The organism is Tenacibaculum sp. M1.3A, from assembly GCF_057732375.1.
In genome coordinates this window covers 224,628-242,674 of sequence record NZ_JBYJEF010000002.1, presented here as the reverse complement: position 1 = coordinate 242,674, position 18,047 = coordinate 224,628, and the positions used below count along the sequence as shown (strand labels likewise).

The following is an 18,047-nucleotide window of genomic DNA, read 5'->3' as shown; positions in this document are numbered from 1 at the left end:
GGAAATACTTGTGCTTTTTACTGCTTTTTATCTGAAAATGGTATTATTCTTTATAAACCGATTCTTGAAACGTTCGCTAAAAGGTATTTTATGATTCCCTTGCAAAATCAGTAAATTATCTTCAAAATAAATTTCTTTAATCTTTTTGGTATTTATCAAGTAATTTCGATGCGTTTGCGTAAACTCAGTATCTCCAAGTAGCTCTTTAACTTTCGTTAACGAAAGCTTAATTAAGTAATCACCCTCATCACAAGCAAGTTTGCAGTATTTTTCTTTAACTTCAACATAAATAATAGAAAGTGTATCTACTTTCATTATACTTCGTTTCTTTTTCACGAATAAAAACGACGGACTTATAATTGCATTTTCATTACTTAGACTAACACTACTTGACTGTTCGTGAAACTTCTCTAAAGCTAACTCTAATGAATATAACAACTCTAATTTGTTAAATGGTTTTAATAGATAGGTATATGGTTTCGTTAGTTTAGCTTCATCAAACACCAGTTTACTCTGCATACTTGTTAAAAACAAAAAAGGGGCTTCTATACCTTCCTTATTCAAACGATGTGCTAACGAAATACCTTCAGGTTTCCCTTCTATCATGATATCAAGAAGAATAATATCAAAAAACCTATTTTTTATTTCTTTTTCAGCTTCAAAAGCATTTTTAACACGAATAACCTCATAGTTATTATCTTCTAAAAAATCAATGATTTCTGTAGCTTCATCATCTGAGTCCTCTAAAAGAAGTAATCGTAAGTTATTCATTAAATTAAATATTTATACTGTTAGTTTTTACGAAGATACTTATTTGATAATAAATTTTTACTAAAAATAGTATTTCGTTACACTCATAATAGCTTTTGAGAAGCCTTTACTAATAAGCATTACCAAGTAATCTTAATATTCACAACTAACAATAAACAGATTGCTTCGTTCTACTCGCAATGACGGAAAGTCATCTCCAGCAGCAATAAAACATACGTCATTACAAGGAAAAATGACCAAGTAATCTTAATATTCGAAACTAATAACAAATAGATTACTTCGTTCCACTAGTAATGGCGCAAAGTCATCTCCAGTAACAACAAAACAGCAAGTTATTACGAGGAAGTATGACGAAGTAATCTCAACATTTAGAACTCATAAACAAACAGATTGCTTCGTGCCTCGCAATGACGAGGTGATTAAAAAAAAGTGTAAAAAAATACGAGTGGCCTTTACACCACTCGTATTATAAGAAAATTAAGCTAAAGGCAACAATATAACCGCAGTGGTACTTGCTCCTTCTTCGCTTTTAAAGAATAACGTTCCGTTGTTTTTCTTAATTAGTGTTTGACATAATAACAAACCTAACCCGATTCCTTTAGAACGATCTATCTTATCGATAGATAAATCTTTTAACGCATTAATTTTTTGAAGTTTTTCTTCGGATATTCCAACACCTGAGTCTTTAATTTCAATACGCGCATGCGTTTCTGAATGTCTCTCCGTTTTCACAGAAATACTCCCAGAACCATCCATGTACTTTATTGAATTATCAATTAAGTTTCTAATTACAATTTTTAAAGATTCTATGTCTGTTAACACAACAATCTCACTTTCTAAATTACTAGAAATTGAAATATCTTTCGCTTCTGCTAAATCTTCATAATCGAATAACACATGCTCTATAACAGGCTGCAATACATGTTCTTCTTCAGAGAAATTTAACATATTACTTTGCTCTAACGACCAATGTAATACATTGTTTAGTAAGTGACTTGTACTTTCGGTAACTGCAATAGCCGATTTCGTAGCTTCTTTAATCGCTGGTAAATCGTTATTAGCAATGTGTTTTGCTAATTTTTTATGCTGCCTTTTTATACTATTTATAGGTGAACGTAAATCGTGCGACACCACAGAAAACAAATAATCTTTTGTTTTGTTCGCTACATTTAAAGCCTCTTTTTGCTCTGTAATTAACTTATTTTTACTTTGCAGTTTTTTATAAAAAAAAGCCAAACCACCTAAAAAGACCAATAAACCAGAAGCACCGAAAAGCAACCCTTTTTGAACTACTTTTTGACGCTTTATTTGCTCGTTTTGTACAGCTATTTCTTGCTGTTTTTGTGCTACTGCTATTTTTTTATCTTTCTCTGTAAGTTGCCAAATACGATCTCTATTCCAAATAGAATCTTTCCATCTATCATGCTCCTTATAATAGGCAACACTTTCTTTATAATGTTTTCTATTTTCTTCTACAACTGCCATGTTTTCAGTTGTAAGTTGTTTTAACTCAATCTCAGAATGCAACCGTGCTAAATCATATGCTTCTTTATATAAAGAAATAGCTTCACTATCTAAATATTGATTATAATATACATTCGCTAAATCCATTTTAACCCTAATTACAGAAGACGTATCATTTTCCATAATTAGAGAAAGCTCTTTGTCAAAAAAATATTTGGCTTTTTTAAACTTTTTTTTATGTAAATAACATAATCCTAAATTATGATATATGAACTTTCTATTAGGGCTCTTTTCAATTGTGTCTATTCTTATCCATCTGTTAAAATTTAAAATAGCCTTATCATATTTTTTTTGATTTAAAAAAACAGTACCTTTTATGGATGTTTTTTTAAATTCATAATCCTCATTATTTGAGATTAATGAAAAATCATAAAGTGCTTTGTCGTAAAGTCTTTTTTTATAAGAACTATAACCAGAAATATAATGTAAATAATCTTTTTCTCTATTATTTATAGGTTCTAACAAAGCTTTATTAGAATAAATGTAGCAAGAATCGTATTGTTTTTTCTTAAAAAAAAAGAAAGCCTTACAGAAAAGATTCATTTTATATTTATCACAAATCTGTTCTCCTTTTTGGTAAATAGAATTGACTTTCTTTCCTTTTTGTTGAGAAAAAGAAAAGGAAGTCAAAAAAAACAATAATATAATAATTATTTTCCTCATGAACATATTACAAAGTCGGAGGTATCTCTGCAGGTGCTGTTACAGTTCCTCTATCAGTTCTTGGGTCTTCATCTTCATCTCTAACCCAAATAACATCTGCAGAAGCACCTTGTTCTACTTTGTATGTAAATTGAACATAGTACAAATCAAAATTACCTACCACTTCATCACAGTTAAACTCTACACGAAATTCTCTCCCTTGTACAGTATCAAACCCTCCTTTTTTATTTAAAACCTTTACTGGATTAATACCATAATAATTTAAATAAATTTCATTTCCTTGTAACTGTAAACCACTTGTATTCTCTACTGGGTTTAAAGTATTGTCTGGCAAGTATGCTAAAACAGTTACCGTATAAGGTGCATCATTACTACCTTCCGCTCCTGACATATTTACTAAGGGCCCAGTTGGTTTACTCGCAGCTGGAATATTAGTTACAAATTTCTCGAATTTCTTTAACGTTAATGTTACTCCGTTAGTTGTTACACTCATTTTATTTTTTGTTTGGTTAGGGTTTCAATTTACAACAAAAAATAACTTTTTCTAAAGAAAAATTTTCATGAAATTATATATAGTTTCATTAGAAGGAAAAAACTAACTTTAAACAGATTGCTTCACTGCGTTCGCAATGACGAGTAGAACGTTATTACGAGAAGGTACGAGGAAGTAATCTCTTAATAACATTGAACTAGCCTTGGGTAGATTGCTTCATGCCTAGAAATGACAAAACACACTCGTCATTACGAGGAGAAACGACAAAGTAATCTCTTGGTAGAATTAGAACTAACCCTGAATAGATTGCTTCGTTCCTCGCAATGACAAAACACACTCGTCATTACGAGGAGAAACGACGAAGTAATCTCTTAATAAAATAGAACTAGCCTCAGATAGATTGCCTCACTTCTTTCGCAATGACGTTATTAAAATACTGTGACGATTTACACTAAGAAATTTTGTAATAAATCAGCAATTTTACGATTGTCTGATAATTGCGGAATTTTATTTTGTCCGCCAAATTTACCTATCGATTTCATGTATTCATGAAACCCGCCTTTTTTCACTCTTCTAATAATTAGTGGTTGTAAAATTTTTCCTGAAATTAAATCGAAATAATATACATTTTGGCTTTGCATAGAGGCATCGATTTTTGCTGATAATTCTTCTAAATTATCAGGTTCATTTTCAAACTCTATAAACCATTCGTGATATGGTAATCCGCTTTCAGGATTTACTTGGGGTGCTACTGTAAACTCACTTATATTTACATTAGTTCCTACAATTGCATCATTTAATGCTTTTTCTACTTCTTTACCAATTACATGTTCGCCAAAGGCAGAAATAAAATGCTTTATACGACCGGTCACTTTAATTCTATACGGTTTTAACGAGGTAAACTCAACAGTATCGCCAATATTATATCCCCAAAGACCTGCAGAAGTGTTTAAAATAATTGCATAATTCACCCCTAATTTTACATCCTTTAAAGAAATACGTGTTGGATTTTCATCAAAAAACTCAGTTGCAGGAATAAACTCGTAAAAAATACCCGAGTTTAATTGTAATAACATTCCTTTTTCTGTTTGTGAATCTTGGTAAGCTATAAACCCTTCGGATGCTGGATAAAGCTCTATATAATCGATTTTTTTTCCGATTAAAGCTTCAAATTTATTCTTATAAGGTTCGAAGTTTACACCTCCATATACGAAGAAATTAAAATTCGGAAACAACTCTGAAATCGTTTTTCCTGTTTTATCAATTAATTTCTCAAAATACATTTGTACCCAAGACGGAATTCCGCTAATTACAGACATGTCTTCATTTATTGTTTCTTCAACGACTTTATCAACCTTCGTATCCCAATCTTCAATACAATTAGTTTCCCAACTTGGCAGGCGGTTTTTTAATAAATAATTAGGTACATAATGCGCTGCAATTCCGCTTAAGCGACCCAATTTTATACCGTTCATATCTTCTAAAACCGGACTTCCTTGTAAGAAAATCATCTTTCCGTTTACAAAACTAGCATCGTTTTTTTCTGCCGCATAAAACAACAAAGCATTTCGTGCCGCTGTAATATGTGTTGGCATAGATTCTTTTGTAATAGGGATGTATTTAGCACCAGATGTTGTTCCTGAAGTTTTAGCAAAATACAGCGGTTTTCCTTTCCATAATACATTTTCTTCTCCTGCAACCATTCTATCTACATAGCTACGCAAACCTTCGTAGTCGTTTACGGGAACACGTTTTTTAAAATCCTCATAATTATTGATAGAAATAAAATCGTGATCTTGACCAAAAGCAGTCTTACAACCTTCAGTTACTAAGTACTGAAAAACTTTTTCTTGCGTTTCATGAGGTTTATTGGCCCATTTATAAACTTGCTTTCGTACTTGTTTTGCAAAAGGAATTGCTAGGATAGATTTGATACTCATCTTAATTCTTTAATATTTTATATTCAATAAATTCAATTATCTACATTAAAAATAATCGCTTAACCTCCTCTATTTTTACTATTGAAAATCTACATAATCTGTTGGATCAACAGGAAACCCGTTGTTCCATAATTCGAAGTGCAAATGCGGACCTGTCGTTAACTCTCCTGTAGAACCAACACTTGCAATTGCCTCTCCTGATTCTACAATATCACCTTGTTGCTTTAACAATGTTCCGTTATGCTTGTATACTGATATAAAATTATTAGGATGTTGTATGGTTATTACATAGCCTGTTTCGGCTGTCCATTCTGCTAAAATTACGGTTCCGTCAGCAATTGCCTTTACAGGAATCCCTGTTTGCGCAACAATATCAATAGCATAATGTTTATCATCCATGCTAAAGTTCTGTGAAATACTACCTGTTAAAGGTGAGAAAAACACAACTTTAGCTCTTCCTGCACCACCTGCTAATAATGGAAATCGATCTTTACCATCTACTTTTGCTCTAAACAAGGAATCTTGTTTTGTAGCTTCTAACTTACTTTCATCAATCACAATATTTTGTGATTCAGTTTTTATAGAATCTATTTTTTCAGGAGCTATTTCACCTGTTAAAACGGGTCTTAATGCTTCTGTATAACGCTCTATAATTGCCAATCTTGTTTTTAAAGAATCTGCTTGATATATTAATCGTGTTGCTTTCTTTTTTAGTGTTGTAGATGAATAACCTGGTATGTATTCTCGTAAACCTGTAAAAGCTATTAATAGTGAGGTTAAGACAATAAGTAATACAGAAAATAAACTTCCAAAAACAAATACATTTAACCGTGATAGTTTTAATGAAAACTTTTCTTGAAAAGTATTTTCATTTAAAATTACCAATCGGTATTTATCAATAAGTTTTTGTTTAAGCTTTCGCTTTTTTTGAATTTTAGCCACCTTAATACTAATTTGAGATTCAAATATACAACGAAAAAATTTCGAAACTATTTTTTATAGAAATTCATCTCATCAATATAAGTCCAAACATTTGCAGACAACAATGGTTGTATGTTTTTTTGATTTTTCACTCCGTTACGAATCATGGTAGATGATATTTGTACAATTGGCGCAGCTACTCTATTAATTTTAGCGTGCTCTTTAAATTGATTATCAACAATTCCTTCTGAAATTCGCGGATATACATAAATATTATAATCTTCTAAAATAGCTTCGAAATTTCGCCATTTATGAAAACTTTTTAAATTGTCTTCACCCATAATTAAATTAAAATTATAATCTGGGTATTTTTCTGAAATATGCGCTAATGTATTTATAGTATAATTAGGTTGTGGTAAATTAAACTCAATATCTGATGGTTTAATCTTCGGATATTCTTTCGTTGCTAAATACACCATTTCTAACCGATGATGATTATCTAACAAAGAGCTTTTCTTTTTAAACGGATTGTGAGGTGTAACAATCATCCATATTTCATCTAAATCCGAGTTTTCAACCATATGATTTGCAATAATCAAGTGCCCTATATGAACAGGATTAAAAGTTCCGAAATACAATCCGATATTTTTCATACCTTTTTAAAACGTTTTTTTATTGAAAAGTCGTTTAACTTAATTCTAAAAAATCACTCATCAAAACTTCAGCTTCTTTTAAAGCGACTTCTAATTCGTAATTTTTTATAATTTTATCAAACTGAGGCGCTGTTGCCAGCTCTACTGATGCTTTAGCAATACGCATGTTAATTTTATCCTCACTCTCGGTACTTCTTTTCTTTAAGCGAATTTTAAGCTCGTCAACACTAGGTGGTTTTACAAAAACAGCTAATGTTTCTTCTGGAAACTTGTGCTTTATACGTAAACCGCCAACTACATCAATGTCAAAAATAACGTGTTTATTTAAAGCCCAAATACGTTCTACTTCTGTTTTTAAAGTTCCGTAGAAGTTATCACGATATACTTCTTCCCACTCTAAAAACTCATCTGCTTTGATTTTATCTTTAAAATCTCTTGTAGATATAAAATAGTAATCTTCACCATCAACTTCAAAGCCTCTTGCTTCTCTTGATGTTGCTGATATAGAAAATTCTAAATTAAATTTTTCTTGTTTTAATAAATGACGAACAATTGTTGTTTTCCCTGATCCTGAAGGTGCTGAAAACACAAATAATTTTCCTTTAAAATCTTTAGACATTTTATAAAACGTTTAAAATTTGTTCTTTTATTTTTTCTAGTTCGTCTTTCATTTGGATCACTATTTTTTGCATCACGGCAAAGTTAGCTTTAGATCCCATGGTATTTACTTCTCTACCTATTTCCTGCACAATAAACCCTAATTTTTTTCCGTTAGAATCGGCAGTATCTAATTGCTCTAAGAAATATACTAAATGATTTCCTAAACGAACTTTTTCTTCGTTTATATCTAACTTTTCTAAGTAGTAAATAAGCTCTTGCTCGAAACGATTTTCGTCAATTTCAACCTTTAATTCTGTTAAAGCTTTTTGTAAACGTTCCTTTACGTTTTCTATTCTTTCTCCGTCTAACTTTTTAACTTCTTCTAAAGCAACTTCAATATTTGCTATTCTTAATTTAAAATCGTCTTCTAAAGATTTAGCTTCATCTGTTCTGTAAGCTATAATTTCTTTTAAAGCTTCATCAATATGAGTATCAATTTGACTCCATTCATTTTCATCTAACTCTTCACGCTCAGTTTTTAAAGCATCTGGCATTTTTATTGCCATTTTCAACAACTCAATATCATCTGTAGCATCAATAATCATTGCATTTCTTAACTGGGCTACATAATTTTCAACAACTGCTTTATTTACTTTTGTTGAAGTTACTTCTGCTGTTGTTTCGACATAGATAGAAAAATCTATTTTACCTCTTACCAAGCTACTAGCTAGTTTCTTACGAACAGCTAATTCTTTTTCTTTATAATAAGATGGCATTCTTGTATTTAAGTCTAAATTCTTACTATTAAGAGACTTAATTTCAATGGTTACTTTTTTAGAAGGTAAATGTAATACGGATTTTCCATAACCCGTCATAGACTGTATCATATTGTCAATTTAAAAAGAAAGGGCAAAGATACATTTATTTATTTTTAGCTGCTACTTGTTTGGTTACCAAAAAGACACCTAAAAAGATAAGAAGTGTTGCTGCAATTTTTACCATATTTAAACTATCGCTACCTACAATTAAAGCATAAATTGATGCAATAACTGGCTGTAAATAAATAAAAACACTTACTGTTGTTGGCTTTAATTTAGACAATGCAAATAAATTAAAAAGATATGTTATACAGGTTGTAAACAATACAACAAAACCAACTTTTAAATAAATGGAGGTTGGCATTAAGTGCCACTGAACTTCAGTTAGTTCTGAAAAACCAAAAGGAATTACGAAAAGCAAACCAAACAAATACAACCACTTTACAAATACTATCGGATTGTATTTCTCTATTAACTTCTTTGCTTTTACTAAGTACATTCCGTAAGAAGCAGCGTTGATAAACACCAAAAAATTACCTAACATCATATTTTTAGCGTCTACATTAGGCGAACTCCCATAAGCTATTAAGACTACGGCTCCTATTAGCCCAATAATTACTCCTACTATCTTTCTTAAAATCAACTTTTCTTTTAAGAGTATACTTGCAAATATCAAAACCAAAATAGGAGATGTTACCATCATTACAGAAGCACTAATTGGCGTTGTATAACTAAGCCCTTTAAAAAAAGTAAGCATATTAAGCCCTACTCCAAAAAAAGCAGCAATTATAATATTCTTATAATCTGATTTTTCTATGGGCTTTGCTTTTACAAAAACACCTAATAACCAAAAAACCATAGCTGCACATCCTACACGAATTAAGATAAAACCAGATGGCTTTATATATAATGGCATTACCTCTTTTGCCACTGTAAATGTAACACCATAAATAAGTGTAGCTATCGATGTTGCTATTAATGCTAGCGTTCTTTGATTCATTTTTTACTTTTAAATTTAAAATACAAAGATGAAAAATATTATGTTTTCTTTTTAACTAAATAAGTGTTTAAAACACATAAATAAATACTGTTAAATTTTACTCATAAAAAAGCACTGCAAATGCAGTGCTATATACTTTGATTGTAATAATCTGTTATGATTAATCCATTAAAGGTGGTACTCTTAACACTTGTCCTGGATAAATTTTATCAGGATGTGATAACATTGGCTTGTTAGCCTCAAAAATTACAGGATACTTCATTGCATCACCATAAAATTCTTTTGCAATTTTACCTAAAGTATCACCGCTTACTACTGTATGAAATTGTGCCATAACTGCAGCTTCTATTTCTTCAACCTCAGCAACAGTCATATTATCTTCTACAGAAGCAATACCGTTTGTATTACCCACAACTAAAACAACTTTTTCTTTAGTTGCTAAATCTGAAGCTTCACCTGAAACTGTTGCTTTATCATCTTCAATATCTATTGATAAATTCTCTACAGAAAACTCTAATTTATTTACTGCATCTATAAGTTTAGCAGATTTTTCAGTAGCTTCCTCTTCAGTTGTTTTTCCGATACCAAATACTTTGGCTCCAGCATTTTTAATAAATGAAAAAATTCCCATTCTTTTTTGATTTTTTTGTTAATTAATAAATTCACTTTCTGTTTACCAATATACAATATTATATGATTTTAACTTTACTATAAGCATTATTTTTTATTCATAAAAAAAAGATCATACTTCAATGAAGCATGATCTTTATATAATATTAATTATAAAACTTATTCTTCAAATGAATTCCAACCTTGTGCTTTTAATGCTATTTCTTGATCGGCTCTAGTTACCAAATTCACACCTTGATTCTCTTCAACCATATGACCAATAATTGATAAATTAGGATTCGCCTTTATCTTATCAAAATCAGCAAGTGGCACTGTAAATAGTAATTCATAATCCTCTCCTCCGCTTAAAGCAATCATGGTACTATCCATATTAAATTCTTCGGATGTAGAAATAACCTGCGGATCTAGCGGTAATTTTTCTTCATAAATTTTGCAACCTAATTTACTTTGCGAACAGATATGCATTACTTCAGATGACAATCCATCAGAAATATCAATCATTGCTGTTGGTTTTACGCCTAGTTCTTTTAATAATTCAGAAATATCTTTTCGTGCTTCTGGTTTTAATTGACGCTCGATTAAATAGGTGTAATTATCTAAATCTGGTTGATTTTTCGGATCTACCTGAAATACTTGTTTTTCTCTTTCTAAAATTTGTAATCCTAAGTATGCAGCTCCTAAATCTCCAGACACAACTATTAAATCCGTTGCTTTTGCACCGTTTCTATAAACAATATCCTCTTTTTTTGCAGATCCTATTGCTGTAACAGAAATTAACATTCCTTTAGTTGATGATGTTGTATCTCCTCCAATTAAATCTACTTTATAAGTATCGCAAGCTAACTGCACACCTGCATATAATTCTTCTAATGCTTCTAACGGAAAGCGATTAGAAACAGCTATTGATACGGTAATTTGCTCTGCAACACCATTCATAGCATATACATCTGATAAATTTACCATTACAGCTTTGTAACCTAAATGTTTTAAAGGCATATAACTTAAATCGAAATGTACACCTTCTATTAACAAATCAGTCGTTATTAATAGTTCGTTATCTGACGAACTTATAACTGCGGCATCATCACCAATTCCTTTTTGAGTTGATGAATTGTATATCTTAAAATGTTCCGTTAAATGGTTTATTAATCCAAACTCTCCTAGTTCAGCTAACGATGTTCTTCCTTGGTTTTTATCTTCTAACATTTTGCAAAGGTACTAAACATAGTTTTTAAACAAAACCAAACAATTTTTAAATTAAAATAGGGTTTAACTATTTATAACTGTTTTATATATAGTTATTCTTTAACTTTACCCTTTTTAAAAATAAAATATTATGATTAATAAGATTAAACCTGTTCTTTTATTCTCTTTTTTATTACTATTATTTTCTTGTACTTCAAGTGAGAATATTAACAATGATAAAGATGACGATAAAATAGTTAACTCTTCAGATAATTGCCCAGACGCCCCAAATCAAAATCAATTAGATACAGATGGTGACGGAATAGGAGATGTGTGTGATGATGATGATGATGATGACGGAATAAAAGACGACGTGGATAATTGCCCGTTAACATCTAATCCTGACCAAAAAGACACAGATGGTGATGGAAAAGGCGATGCTTGTGATAATGATGATGACGAGGATGGAGTGGTTAACTCAATGGATAATTGCCCAAATACCGCTAACTCCGATCAACTTGATACAGATGGTGACGGAACTGGGGATATTTGTGACGATGATGATGATAACGATGGTATTAATGACGATGTAGACAACTGTCCTTTGCTTAAAAACCCCGATCAGCTTGATACAGATAATGACGGAATAGGCGATGTATGCGACGAAACTCCTATGGGAAACAAAATACCTTGTGTATCTGGTATGGCAGGAATATATCCTTGTAATAATTACGATCTACTTTTAAACATACCTCTCAGTACTTTTGGAGCTACAGAAGGTAATGATTCTTGGGGATGGACAGATCCTACAAACAATAATGAATACGCAATAATGGGCGTAGAAAACGGAACTGTTTTTATTGATATAACAGACACTAATAACCCTGTATATTTAGGTAAATTACCTACAGCAACAGTTAGTAGTTCTTGGCACGATATAAAAGTATACAAAGACCATGCTTTTATTGTAAGTGAAGCTAGCAACCACGGAATGCAAGTTTTTGACTTAACAAAACTAAGAAATGTTGCAAACCCTCCTGTTAATTTCACTGCAGATACACACTTTACTGAATTTGGTAGTGCACATAACATCGTTATCAATGAAGATTCTGGTTACGCCTACCCTGTAGGAACAAGTAAAACAGGAACATATAAAGGTGGTCCTTTATTTATCAACATACAAGATCCTAAAAATCCTAAAAGCGAAGGCGGATGGGGAACCGATAATTACAGTCACGATGCACAGGTAATAAACTACAATGGTCCCGACGCTAGATATATTGGTAAGGAAATTTTAATAGGAAGTAACGAAAATGAAGTTGTAATTGTTGACATTAGCGATAAAGCAAACCCTGTAAATATTTCTAGAATATCATACGCAAATGTTGGTTACACACATCAAGGTTGGTTTACTGAAGATACAAAATATTTTATTTTAGGTGACGAATTAGATGAACAACGCTTTGGAAACAAAACAAGAAATATTATTTTCGATTTTACGGATTTAGAAAACCCTAAAGAACATTTTACTTACTTAGGTCCAACTGCTGCAATAGATCATAACGGATATGTAAAAGACAATACTTTTTACTTAGCCAATTATACCGCAGGTGTACGTTTTATCGATATTTCTAGCATAGAAAGTAAAACCATCACAGAGACTGGTTTTTTCGATACTTACCCAAGTAATAACGGCGCTAATTTTAATGGTGTTTGGAATGTATACCCTTATTTTAGTAGTGGTAAAATAGTAGTAAGTGACATTAACAAAGGCTTATTCATCATAAAAAAACAGTAAATGCCTAAAAAAATCTTCTTCTTATTACTTATACTGATGTATGGTTGTAGTAATGATACGAACCTACAATTGCCTGCAAAAACAATACAAGTTGATTTTGTTAAAACTTACGGTGGCACAAAAAATGAAAGTGGAAGAAGTATTGTTGAAACTTCTGATGGTGGTTATATTGTTTTAGGCTTCACACAAAGTATCGATGGAGATATTATCACAACAAAAACAACTGTTCAATATGATTATTGGCTTTTAAAATTCAATGAAAATGATGAATTACAATGGCAAAAAACATACGGAGGTTCAAACGACGAGAAAGCATACAAAATTATTCAAACCAAAGATAATGGTTTTGCCGTTATTGGCTACAGTAAAAGTGATGACGGAGATTTAAATTCTAACCAAGGATTTGAAGATATTTGGGTTTTGAAGCTAGACACAACAGGGAATATTATTTGGAAAACAAGCACAGGATTTTCTGGTACAGACCAAGGTTTTAGCTTAATTCAAACCTCAGACAATGGCTATTTTATTGCAAGTATATTAGACGTAACAGCATCCGGAGGTTTAGGAAACGCAAAAACAGCCGCAAAACATGCTGGTGGCGATTATTGGGGAATAAAACTAGCTGCTAACGGTACAATTGAATGGCGTAAATATTTTGGTGGCACAAATACAGATACTTGTTACGACATAATTGAAACTTCTGACGGTTATTTAATGGTTGGTTCTTCTGATAGTGATGATGTTGACATTACAAATAACAAGGGTGGTTATGATTTTTGGATTATAAAAATTGATAAAACAGGAACCTTACTTTGGGAGAAATCATTTGGCGGTGATGAAATTGATGAAGCCAGAGCAATTACAACAACCGATGATGGTAATTTTATAATTATTGGAGACACCCGTAGCGCTACCAAAGATGTAACACAAAATAATGGAGGAGCAGATTTATGGGCCATAAAAATAACTTCGGATGGTGATTTAATTTGGCAAAAAAATTACGGTGGTGCTAGCTTTGATGTTGGCCGTTCTATTCGTAAAACCATCGATGGTGGTTTTCTTATTTCAGGGAGCTCAAGAAGTGCTGATAACGAATTTACCAACAAAGGGCAAAATGATGCTTTAATTCTTAAAATTGATGCAAACGGAAATCAACAATGGCAAAAAACTATTGGCGGTACCGAAATAGATTTTTGTTACGATGCAATAGAATTAACAAACGGAAATATTATCGCCGTAGGCGAAAGCAGCAGCAACAATCAAGACATAACAACAAATAAAGGTTTTTCAGACCTGTTGATAATCAAATTAAAATAAAAATGAAGCAATATATAGTCCTTTTCTTAAGCATATTATTTTTCTCATGTAGTTCAGACAACGATGAGTTAATTAAAGAAGTTAGTGTGAAAATCAATTTTACCCAAAATTGGGATGGTGATTCTTTTCAAAAATCAGATTTAAGCAACACAGAACTCACCAATAAATTAGGAACTAAACTTACTATTGATAAATTACGTTATTTAGTATCAAAAATCACTTTAACAGATGCAGCCGATAAAGCTACTGTTTCTGAAGGTTATAAATTAATTGACTTAAGCGATCAAGAAAGCTTAGTATTTAGTCCGTCATTAAAAATAACTGAAGGGAATTATAATTTAGCCATCACTTTTGGTTTTAATAATGATGATAATATAGACGGGACGTATGCCGATTTAAATACGGCTTCTTGGAATGTTCCGATGATGTTAGGTGGTGGTTATCATTTTATGCAACTAGATGGAAAATACAAAGATGATGTTCCTAATGAAAATCCTTATAACTTTCATGTAATTAGAGCTTACGACACAACAACATCAACACCAGAAGATACTTCTTTTGTTGTAAGTTTAGGTAACGTAAACATTAAAAGTGATGCTAACATAGAGGTTAAAATGAATATTGCTGAATGGTTTAAAAACCCTAATGACTGGGATTTAAACGAAAAAAACACCAACTTAATGATGGATTTTGATGCTCAAAAGGAAATGTCTGCAAACGGTAAAAGCGGTGTTTTTAGTTTAGGAAAAATCTCACAATAAGGACGAGACAATGAAAAAAGGTATATCCATTTTATTACTATTTCTTTTAATGAGTTGCTCATCAAAAGAAGAAAATGATATATATACTCCTGTACCAGTAAATTTAGAAATCCCTGAATTATTTCTACAAAAAATAATTGCACCAGTAATACCCACAAACAATCCGTTAACCGAAGAAGGAATTGCTTTAGGTAAAAAACTATTTTTCGATAAAATATTATCAAAAAATAATACACAATCATGTGCTACATGTCACAATCCTGCAAAAGCCTTTACAGATAACACGCAATTTAGCGAAGGTGTAGATGGATTACTTGGCAAGAGAAACTCAATGCCTTTATTTAATTTAGCGTGGAATTTCGATGAACGTTTTACTTGGGACGGGAAAGAACTTAGTTTAGAGCGACAAGCGTTAGAGCCTGTTCGAAATCCGATAGAAATGCACAGCAAATGGACGAATGTTGCTGAACGCATTAAAAACAACCCAGAATACCCAACATTATTTCAACAAGCTTTCGGAAACACAAAAATAGACTCTATTTTAATTACCAAAGCAATCGCTCAATTCGAAAGAACACTTATTTCTGGAAACTCTAAATTCGATCAATTTTTACTCGGAAAAACAACATTAACTCCACAAGAACAAAACGGATTTGATGTTTTTATGGATGAAGCCCGTGGCGATTGTTTTCATTGTCACGGAAGTAATAACAATCCACTTTGGACCGATAATAAATTTCACAACAACGGCCTGGATGCTGTTTTATCTGATATTGGATTAGGTAAAGTTACTGGCGACCCAAATGATAATGGTAAATTTAAATCACCATCACTTCGTAACTTAAAATTTACTGCACCTTACATGCATGACGGTCGTTTTGCTACTTTAGATGAAGTTATCAATCATTATTCAACAGGTTTACAATCTTCTTCAACGATTGACCCTTTAATGAAAAAAGTAAATGAAGGTGGCGTTAATCTTTCTGACAACGACAAATCTGACTTAAAAGCTTTTTTACTTTCCTTATCTGATAATGATTTTGTTAATAATTTAAATTTTCAAGAATAATCAGAAAATCAAATAAACCCATCAAAAAACACAATGACGAGTTATGTATTTAACTGATACTTATATTGTATATTTGCAAACTATTTAGAGTTAATCCACTTAAGTAATGATAAAAGTTTCAGATATAGCAAAAAAGAAAGTTATCGAGTTAATGACAGATGATGGTTTTGATGCTACAGTAGATTTTGTGCGTGTTGGTGTAAAAAGCGGAGGTTGTTCAGGTTTATCTTACGACCTAACTTTTGACAAAAGCACACAAGAAAACGATAAAATTTTCGAAGAGAACAACGTTAAAATCGTTGTTGATAAAAAAAGTTTTTTATACTTAGTAGGAACTACATTAGAATACTCTGGAGGTTTAAACGGAAAAGGATTTGTATTTAACAATCCGAATGCAAACCGTACCTGTGGATGTGGCGAAAGTTTTTCACTATAATATTACAACTCAATTATGAGCAAGTATACAGAAGATGATTTAAGAGAAGAGTTAAAAACCAAAGAATATGAATATGGTTTTTATACTGAAATAGAAAGCGAAACCTTTCCTAAAGGACTGAATGAAGATGTAGTTCGTGCAATTTCTAAAAAGAAAAATGAACCAGAATGGATGACCGAATGGCGTTTAGAAGCATTTAGAGTTTGGCTAACAATGGAAGAACCAGAATGGGCAAATGTTCATTACGAAAAACCAAATTTTCAAGATATTGCTTACTATTCTGCACCGAAAGAAAAGCCAAAATTAAATAGTTTAGATGAAGTTGATCCGGAATTATTAGATACTTTTAAGCGTTTAGGTATTTCTTTAGATGAGCAAAAAAAACTAGCCAATGTTGCTGTTGATATTGTAATGGATTCAGTTTCTGTTGCTACAACTTTTAAAGAAACATTAGGTAAAAAAGGTATTATTTTTATGCCTATTTCTGAAGCTATTCAAGAACATCCTGAATTAGTAAGAAAACATTTAGGAACTGTAGTTCCTACTACCGATAATTTTTATGCCGCATTAAATTCAGCAGTTTTTTCTGATGGATCTTTCTGTTACATACCGGAAGGCGTTCGTTGCCCGATGGAATTATCTACTTACTTCAGAATTAATGAAGGAGGAACTGGTCAGTTTGAAAGAACTTTAGTAGTTGCTGACAAAGGTAGTTATGTTTCTTATTTAGAAGGCTGTACTGCACCAAGTAGAGATGAAAATCAATTACATGCCGCAGTTGTTGAATTAATTGCGTTAGATGATTCAGAAATTAAGTATTCAACAGTACAAAACTGGTATCCTGGAAACAAAGAAGGTAAAGGTGGTGTTTATAACTTCGTAACCAAAAGAGCTATTTGCGAAACCAACGCAAAAGTTTCTTGGACACAAGTTGAAACAGGATCGGCAGTTACTTGGAAATACCCAAGTTGTATTTTAAAAGGAAACAACTCTGTTGGAGAATTTTATTCGATTGCTGTAACTAATAATTATCAGCAAGCTGATACCGGAACGAAAATGATTCACTTAGGTAAAAACACCAAGTCGACTATTATTTCGAAAGGAATCTCTGCAGGTAAATCACAAAATTCATACAGAGGATTGGTTCATATAGGGCCACGTGCAGAAAACGCTCGTAACTTCTCTCAGTGTGATTCTTTATTAATGGGTAACGAATGTGGCGCACACACGTTTCCATACATCGAAACTAAAAACAAATCAGCACAAATAGAACACGAAGCTACAACGAGTAAAATTGGTGAAGACCAATTATTTTACTGTAACCAACGTGGTATTGATACTGAAAAAGCAATTGCGTTAATTGTTAATGGTTTTAGTAAAGAAGTATTAAATAAGTTACCAATGGAATTTGCTGTAGAAGCACAAAAACTATTGGAAATTAGTTTAGAAGGAAGTGTTGGATAATTTA

General features: G+C 31.7%; 17 protein-coding genes and 1 pseudogene. 7 read left to right on the top strand and 11 right to left on the bottom strand.

Features of this window, described 5'->3' with window-relative positions:
* Nucleotides 1–27 precede the first annotated feature (27 nt).
* The 11 genes from AC28QF_RS03690 to thiL all read right to left on the bottom strand — a co-directional run bounded on the left by AC28QF_RS03690 (nucleotide 28) and on the right by thiL (nucleotide 11,219).
* Nucleotides 28–771, bottom strand: coding sequence for a LytR/AlgR family response regulator transcription factor (locus AC28QF_RS03690; protein WP_488200714.1), 744 nt, complete (start codon nucleotides 769–771; stop codon nucleotides 28–30).
* A gap of 477 nt (nucleotides 772–1,248) precedes the next feature.
* Nucleotides 1,249–2,838 (bottom strand): sensor histidine kinase, encoded by a 1,590-nt coding sequence (locus AC28QF_RS03685; RefSeq protein ID WP_488200715.1) that lies wholly within the window; start codon nucleotides 2,836–2,838, stop codon nucleotides 1,249–1,251.
* Between the two features lie 127 nt (nucleotides 2,839–2,965).
* Entirely contained in the window at nucleotides 2,966–3,451 is a 486-nt protein-coding gene (locus AC28QF_RS03680) for a hypothetical protein (protein ID WP_488200716.1), read from the bottom strand.
* A gap of 446 nt (nucleotides 3,452–3,897) precedes the next feature.
* Complete coding sequence (locus tag AC28QF_RS03675) at nucleotides 3,898–5,391, bottom strand: GH3 auxin-responsive promoter family protein (protein ID WP_488200717.1); 1,494 nt, start codon at nucleotides 5,389–5,391, stop codon at nucleotides 3,898–3,900.
* A 78-nt stretch (nucleotides 5,392–5,469) separates the two neighbouring features.
* On the bottom strand, nucleotides 5,470–6,333 hold the full coding sequence (locus AC28QF_RS03670; RefSeq protein ID WP_488200718.1) for a M23 family metallopeptidase: 864 nt from the start codon (nucleotides 6,331–6,333) through the stop codon (nucleotides 5,470–5,472).
* A gap of 47 nt (nucleotides 6,334–6,380) precedes the next feature.
* The gene (nadD, locus tag AC28QF_RS03665) at nucleotides 6,381–6,965 is read right to left on the bottom strand and encodes a nicotinate (nicotinamide) nucleotide adenylyltransferase (protein ID WP_488200719.1); all 585 of its coding nucleotides are present in this window, start codon (nucleotides 6,963–6,965) and stop codon (nucleotides 6,381–6,383) included.
* 34 nt (nucleotides 6,966–6,999) lie between these two features.
* Entirely contained in the window at nucleotides 7,000–7,584 is a 585-nt protein-coding gene (gene gmk / locus AC28QF_RS03660; RefSeq protein WP_488200720.1) for a guanylate kinase, read from the bottom strand.
* 1 nt (nucleotide 7,585) lies between these two features.
* Nucleotides 7,586–8,452 (bottom strand): YicC/YloC family endoribonuclease, encoded by an 867-nt coding sequence (locus AC28QF_RS03655; RefSeq protein ID WP_488200721.1) that lies wholly within the window; start codon nucleotides 8,450–8,452, stop codon nucleotides 7,586–7,588.
* Nucleotides 8,453–8,486: 34 nt separating this feature from the next.
* Entirely contained in the window at nucleotides 8,487–9,383 is an 897-nt protein-coding gene (locus AC28QF_RS03650) for a DMT family transporter (protein WP_488200722.1), read from the bottom strand.
* 160 nt (nucleotides 9,384–9,543) lie between these two features.
* On the bottom strand, nucleotides 9,544–10,014 hold the full coding sequence (gene lysM / locus AC28QF_RS03645) for a peptidoglycan-binding protein LysM (protein ID WP_488200723.1): 471 nt from the start codon (nucleotides 10,012–10,014) through the stop codon (nucleotides 9,544–9,546).
* 158 nt (nucleotides 10,015–10,172) lie between these two features.
* A complete protein-coding gene (thiL, locus tag AC28QF_RS03640; RefSeq protein ID WP_488200724.1) occupies nucleotides 10,173–11,219 on the bottom strand; it encodes a thiamine-phosphate kinase in 1,047 nt (348 codons plus the stop codon).
* A 130-nt stretch (nucleotides 11,220–11,349) separates the two neighbouring features.
* On the opposite strand from thiL, the pseudogene AC28QF_RS03635 reads away from it, so the two are divergent.
* The 7 genes and pseudogenes from AC28QF_RS03635 to sufB all read left to right on the top strand — a co-directional run.
* A pseudogene (locus tag AC28QF_RS03635) lies at nucleotides 11,350–11,595 on the top strand (thrombospondin type 3 repeat-containing protein); the annotation flags it as partial.
* Nucleotides 11,572–12,996, top strand: a complete 1,425-nt coding sequence (locus AC28QF_RS03630) for a choice-of-anchor B family protein (RefSeq protein ID WP_488200910.1) — start codon at nucleotides 11,572–11,574, stop codon at nucleotides 12,994–12,996. The pseudogene AC28QF_RS03635 and the gene AC28QF_RS03630, both read left to right, overlap by 24 nt.
* On the top strand, nucleotides 12,997–14,313 hold the full coding sequence (locus AC28QF_RS03625; protein ID WP_488200725.1) for a hypothetical protein: 1,317 nt from the start codon (nucleotides 12,997–12,999) through the stop codon (nucleotides 14,311–14,313).
* 2 nt (nucleotides 14,314–14,315) lie between these two features.
* Nucleotides 14,316–15,074, top strand: coding sequence for an MbnP family protein (locus AC28QF_RS03620; protein WP_488200726.1), 759 nt, complete (start codon nucleotides 14,316–14,318; stop codon nucleotides 15,072–15,074).
* Between the two features lie 10 nt (nucleotides 15,075–15,084).
* On the top strand, nucleotides 15,085–16,143 hold the full coding sequence (locus tag AC28QF_RS03615) for a cytochrome-c peroxidase (protein WP_488200727.1): 1,059 nt from the start codon (nucleotides 15,085–15,087) through the stop codon (nucleotides 16,141–16,143).
* 106 nt (nucleotides 16,144–16,249) lie between these two features.
* Complete coding sequence (locus AC28QF_RS03610) at nucleotides 16,250–16,579, top strand: HesB/IscA family protein (protein ID WP_488200728.1); 330 nt, start codon at nucleotides 16,250–16,252, stop codon at nucleotides 16,577–16,579.
* Nucleotides 16,580–16,594: 15 nt separating this feature from the next.
* Nucleotides 16,595–18,043 carry a Fe-S cluster assembly protein SufB gene (gene sufB, locus AC28QF_RS03605; RefSeq protein WP_488200729.1) on the top strand — a complete coding sequence of 483 codons (1,449 nt, stop codon included), beginning with the start codon at nucleotides 16,595–16,597 and terminating at the stop codon, nucleotides 18,041–18,043.
* Nucleotides 18,044–18,047: the final 4 nt, after the last annotated feature.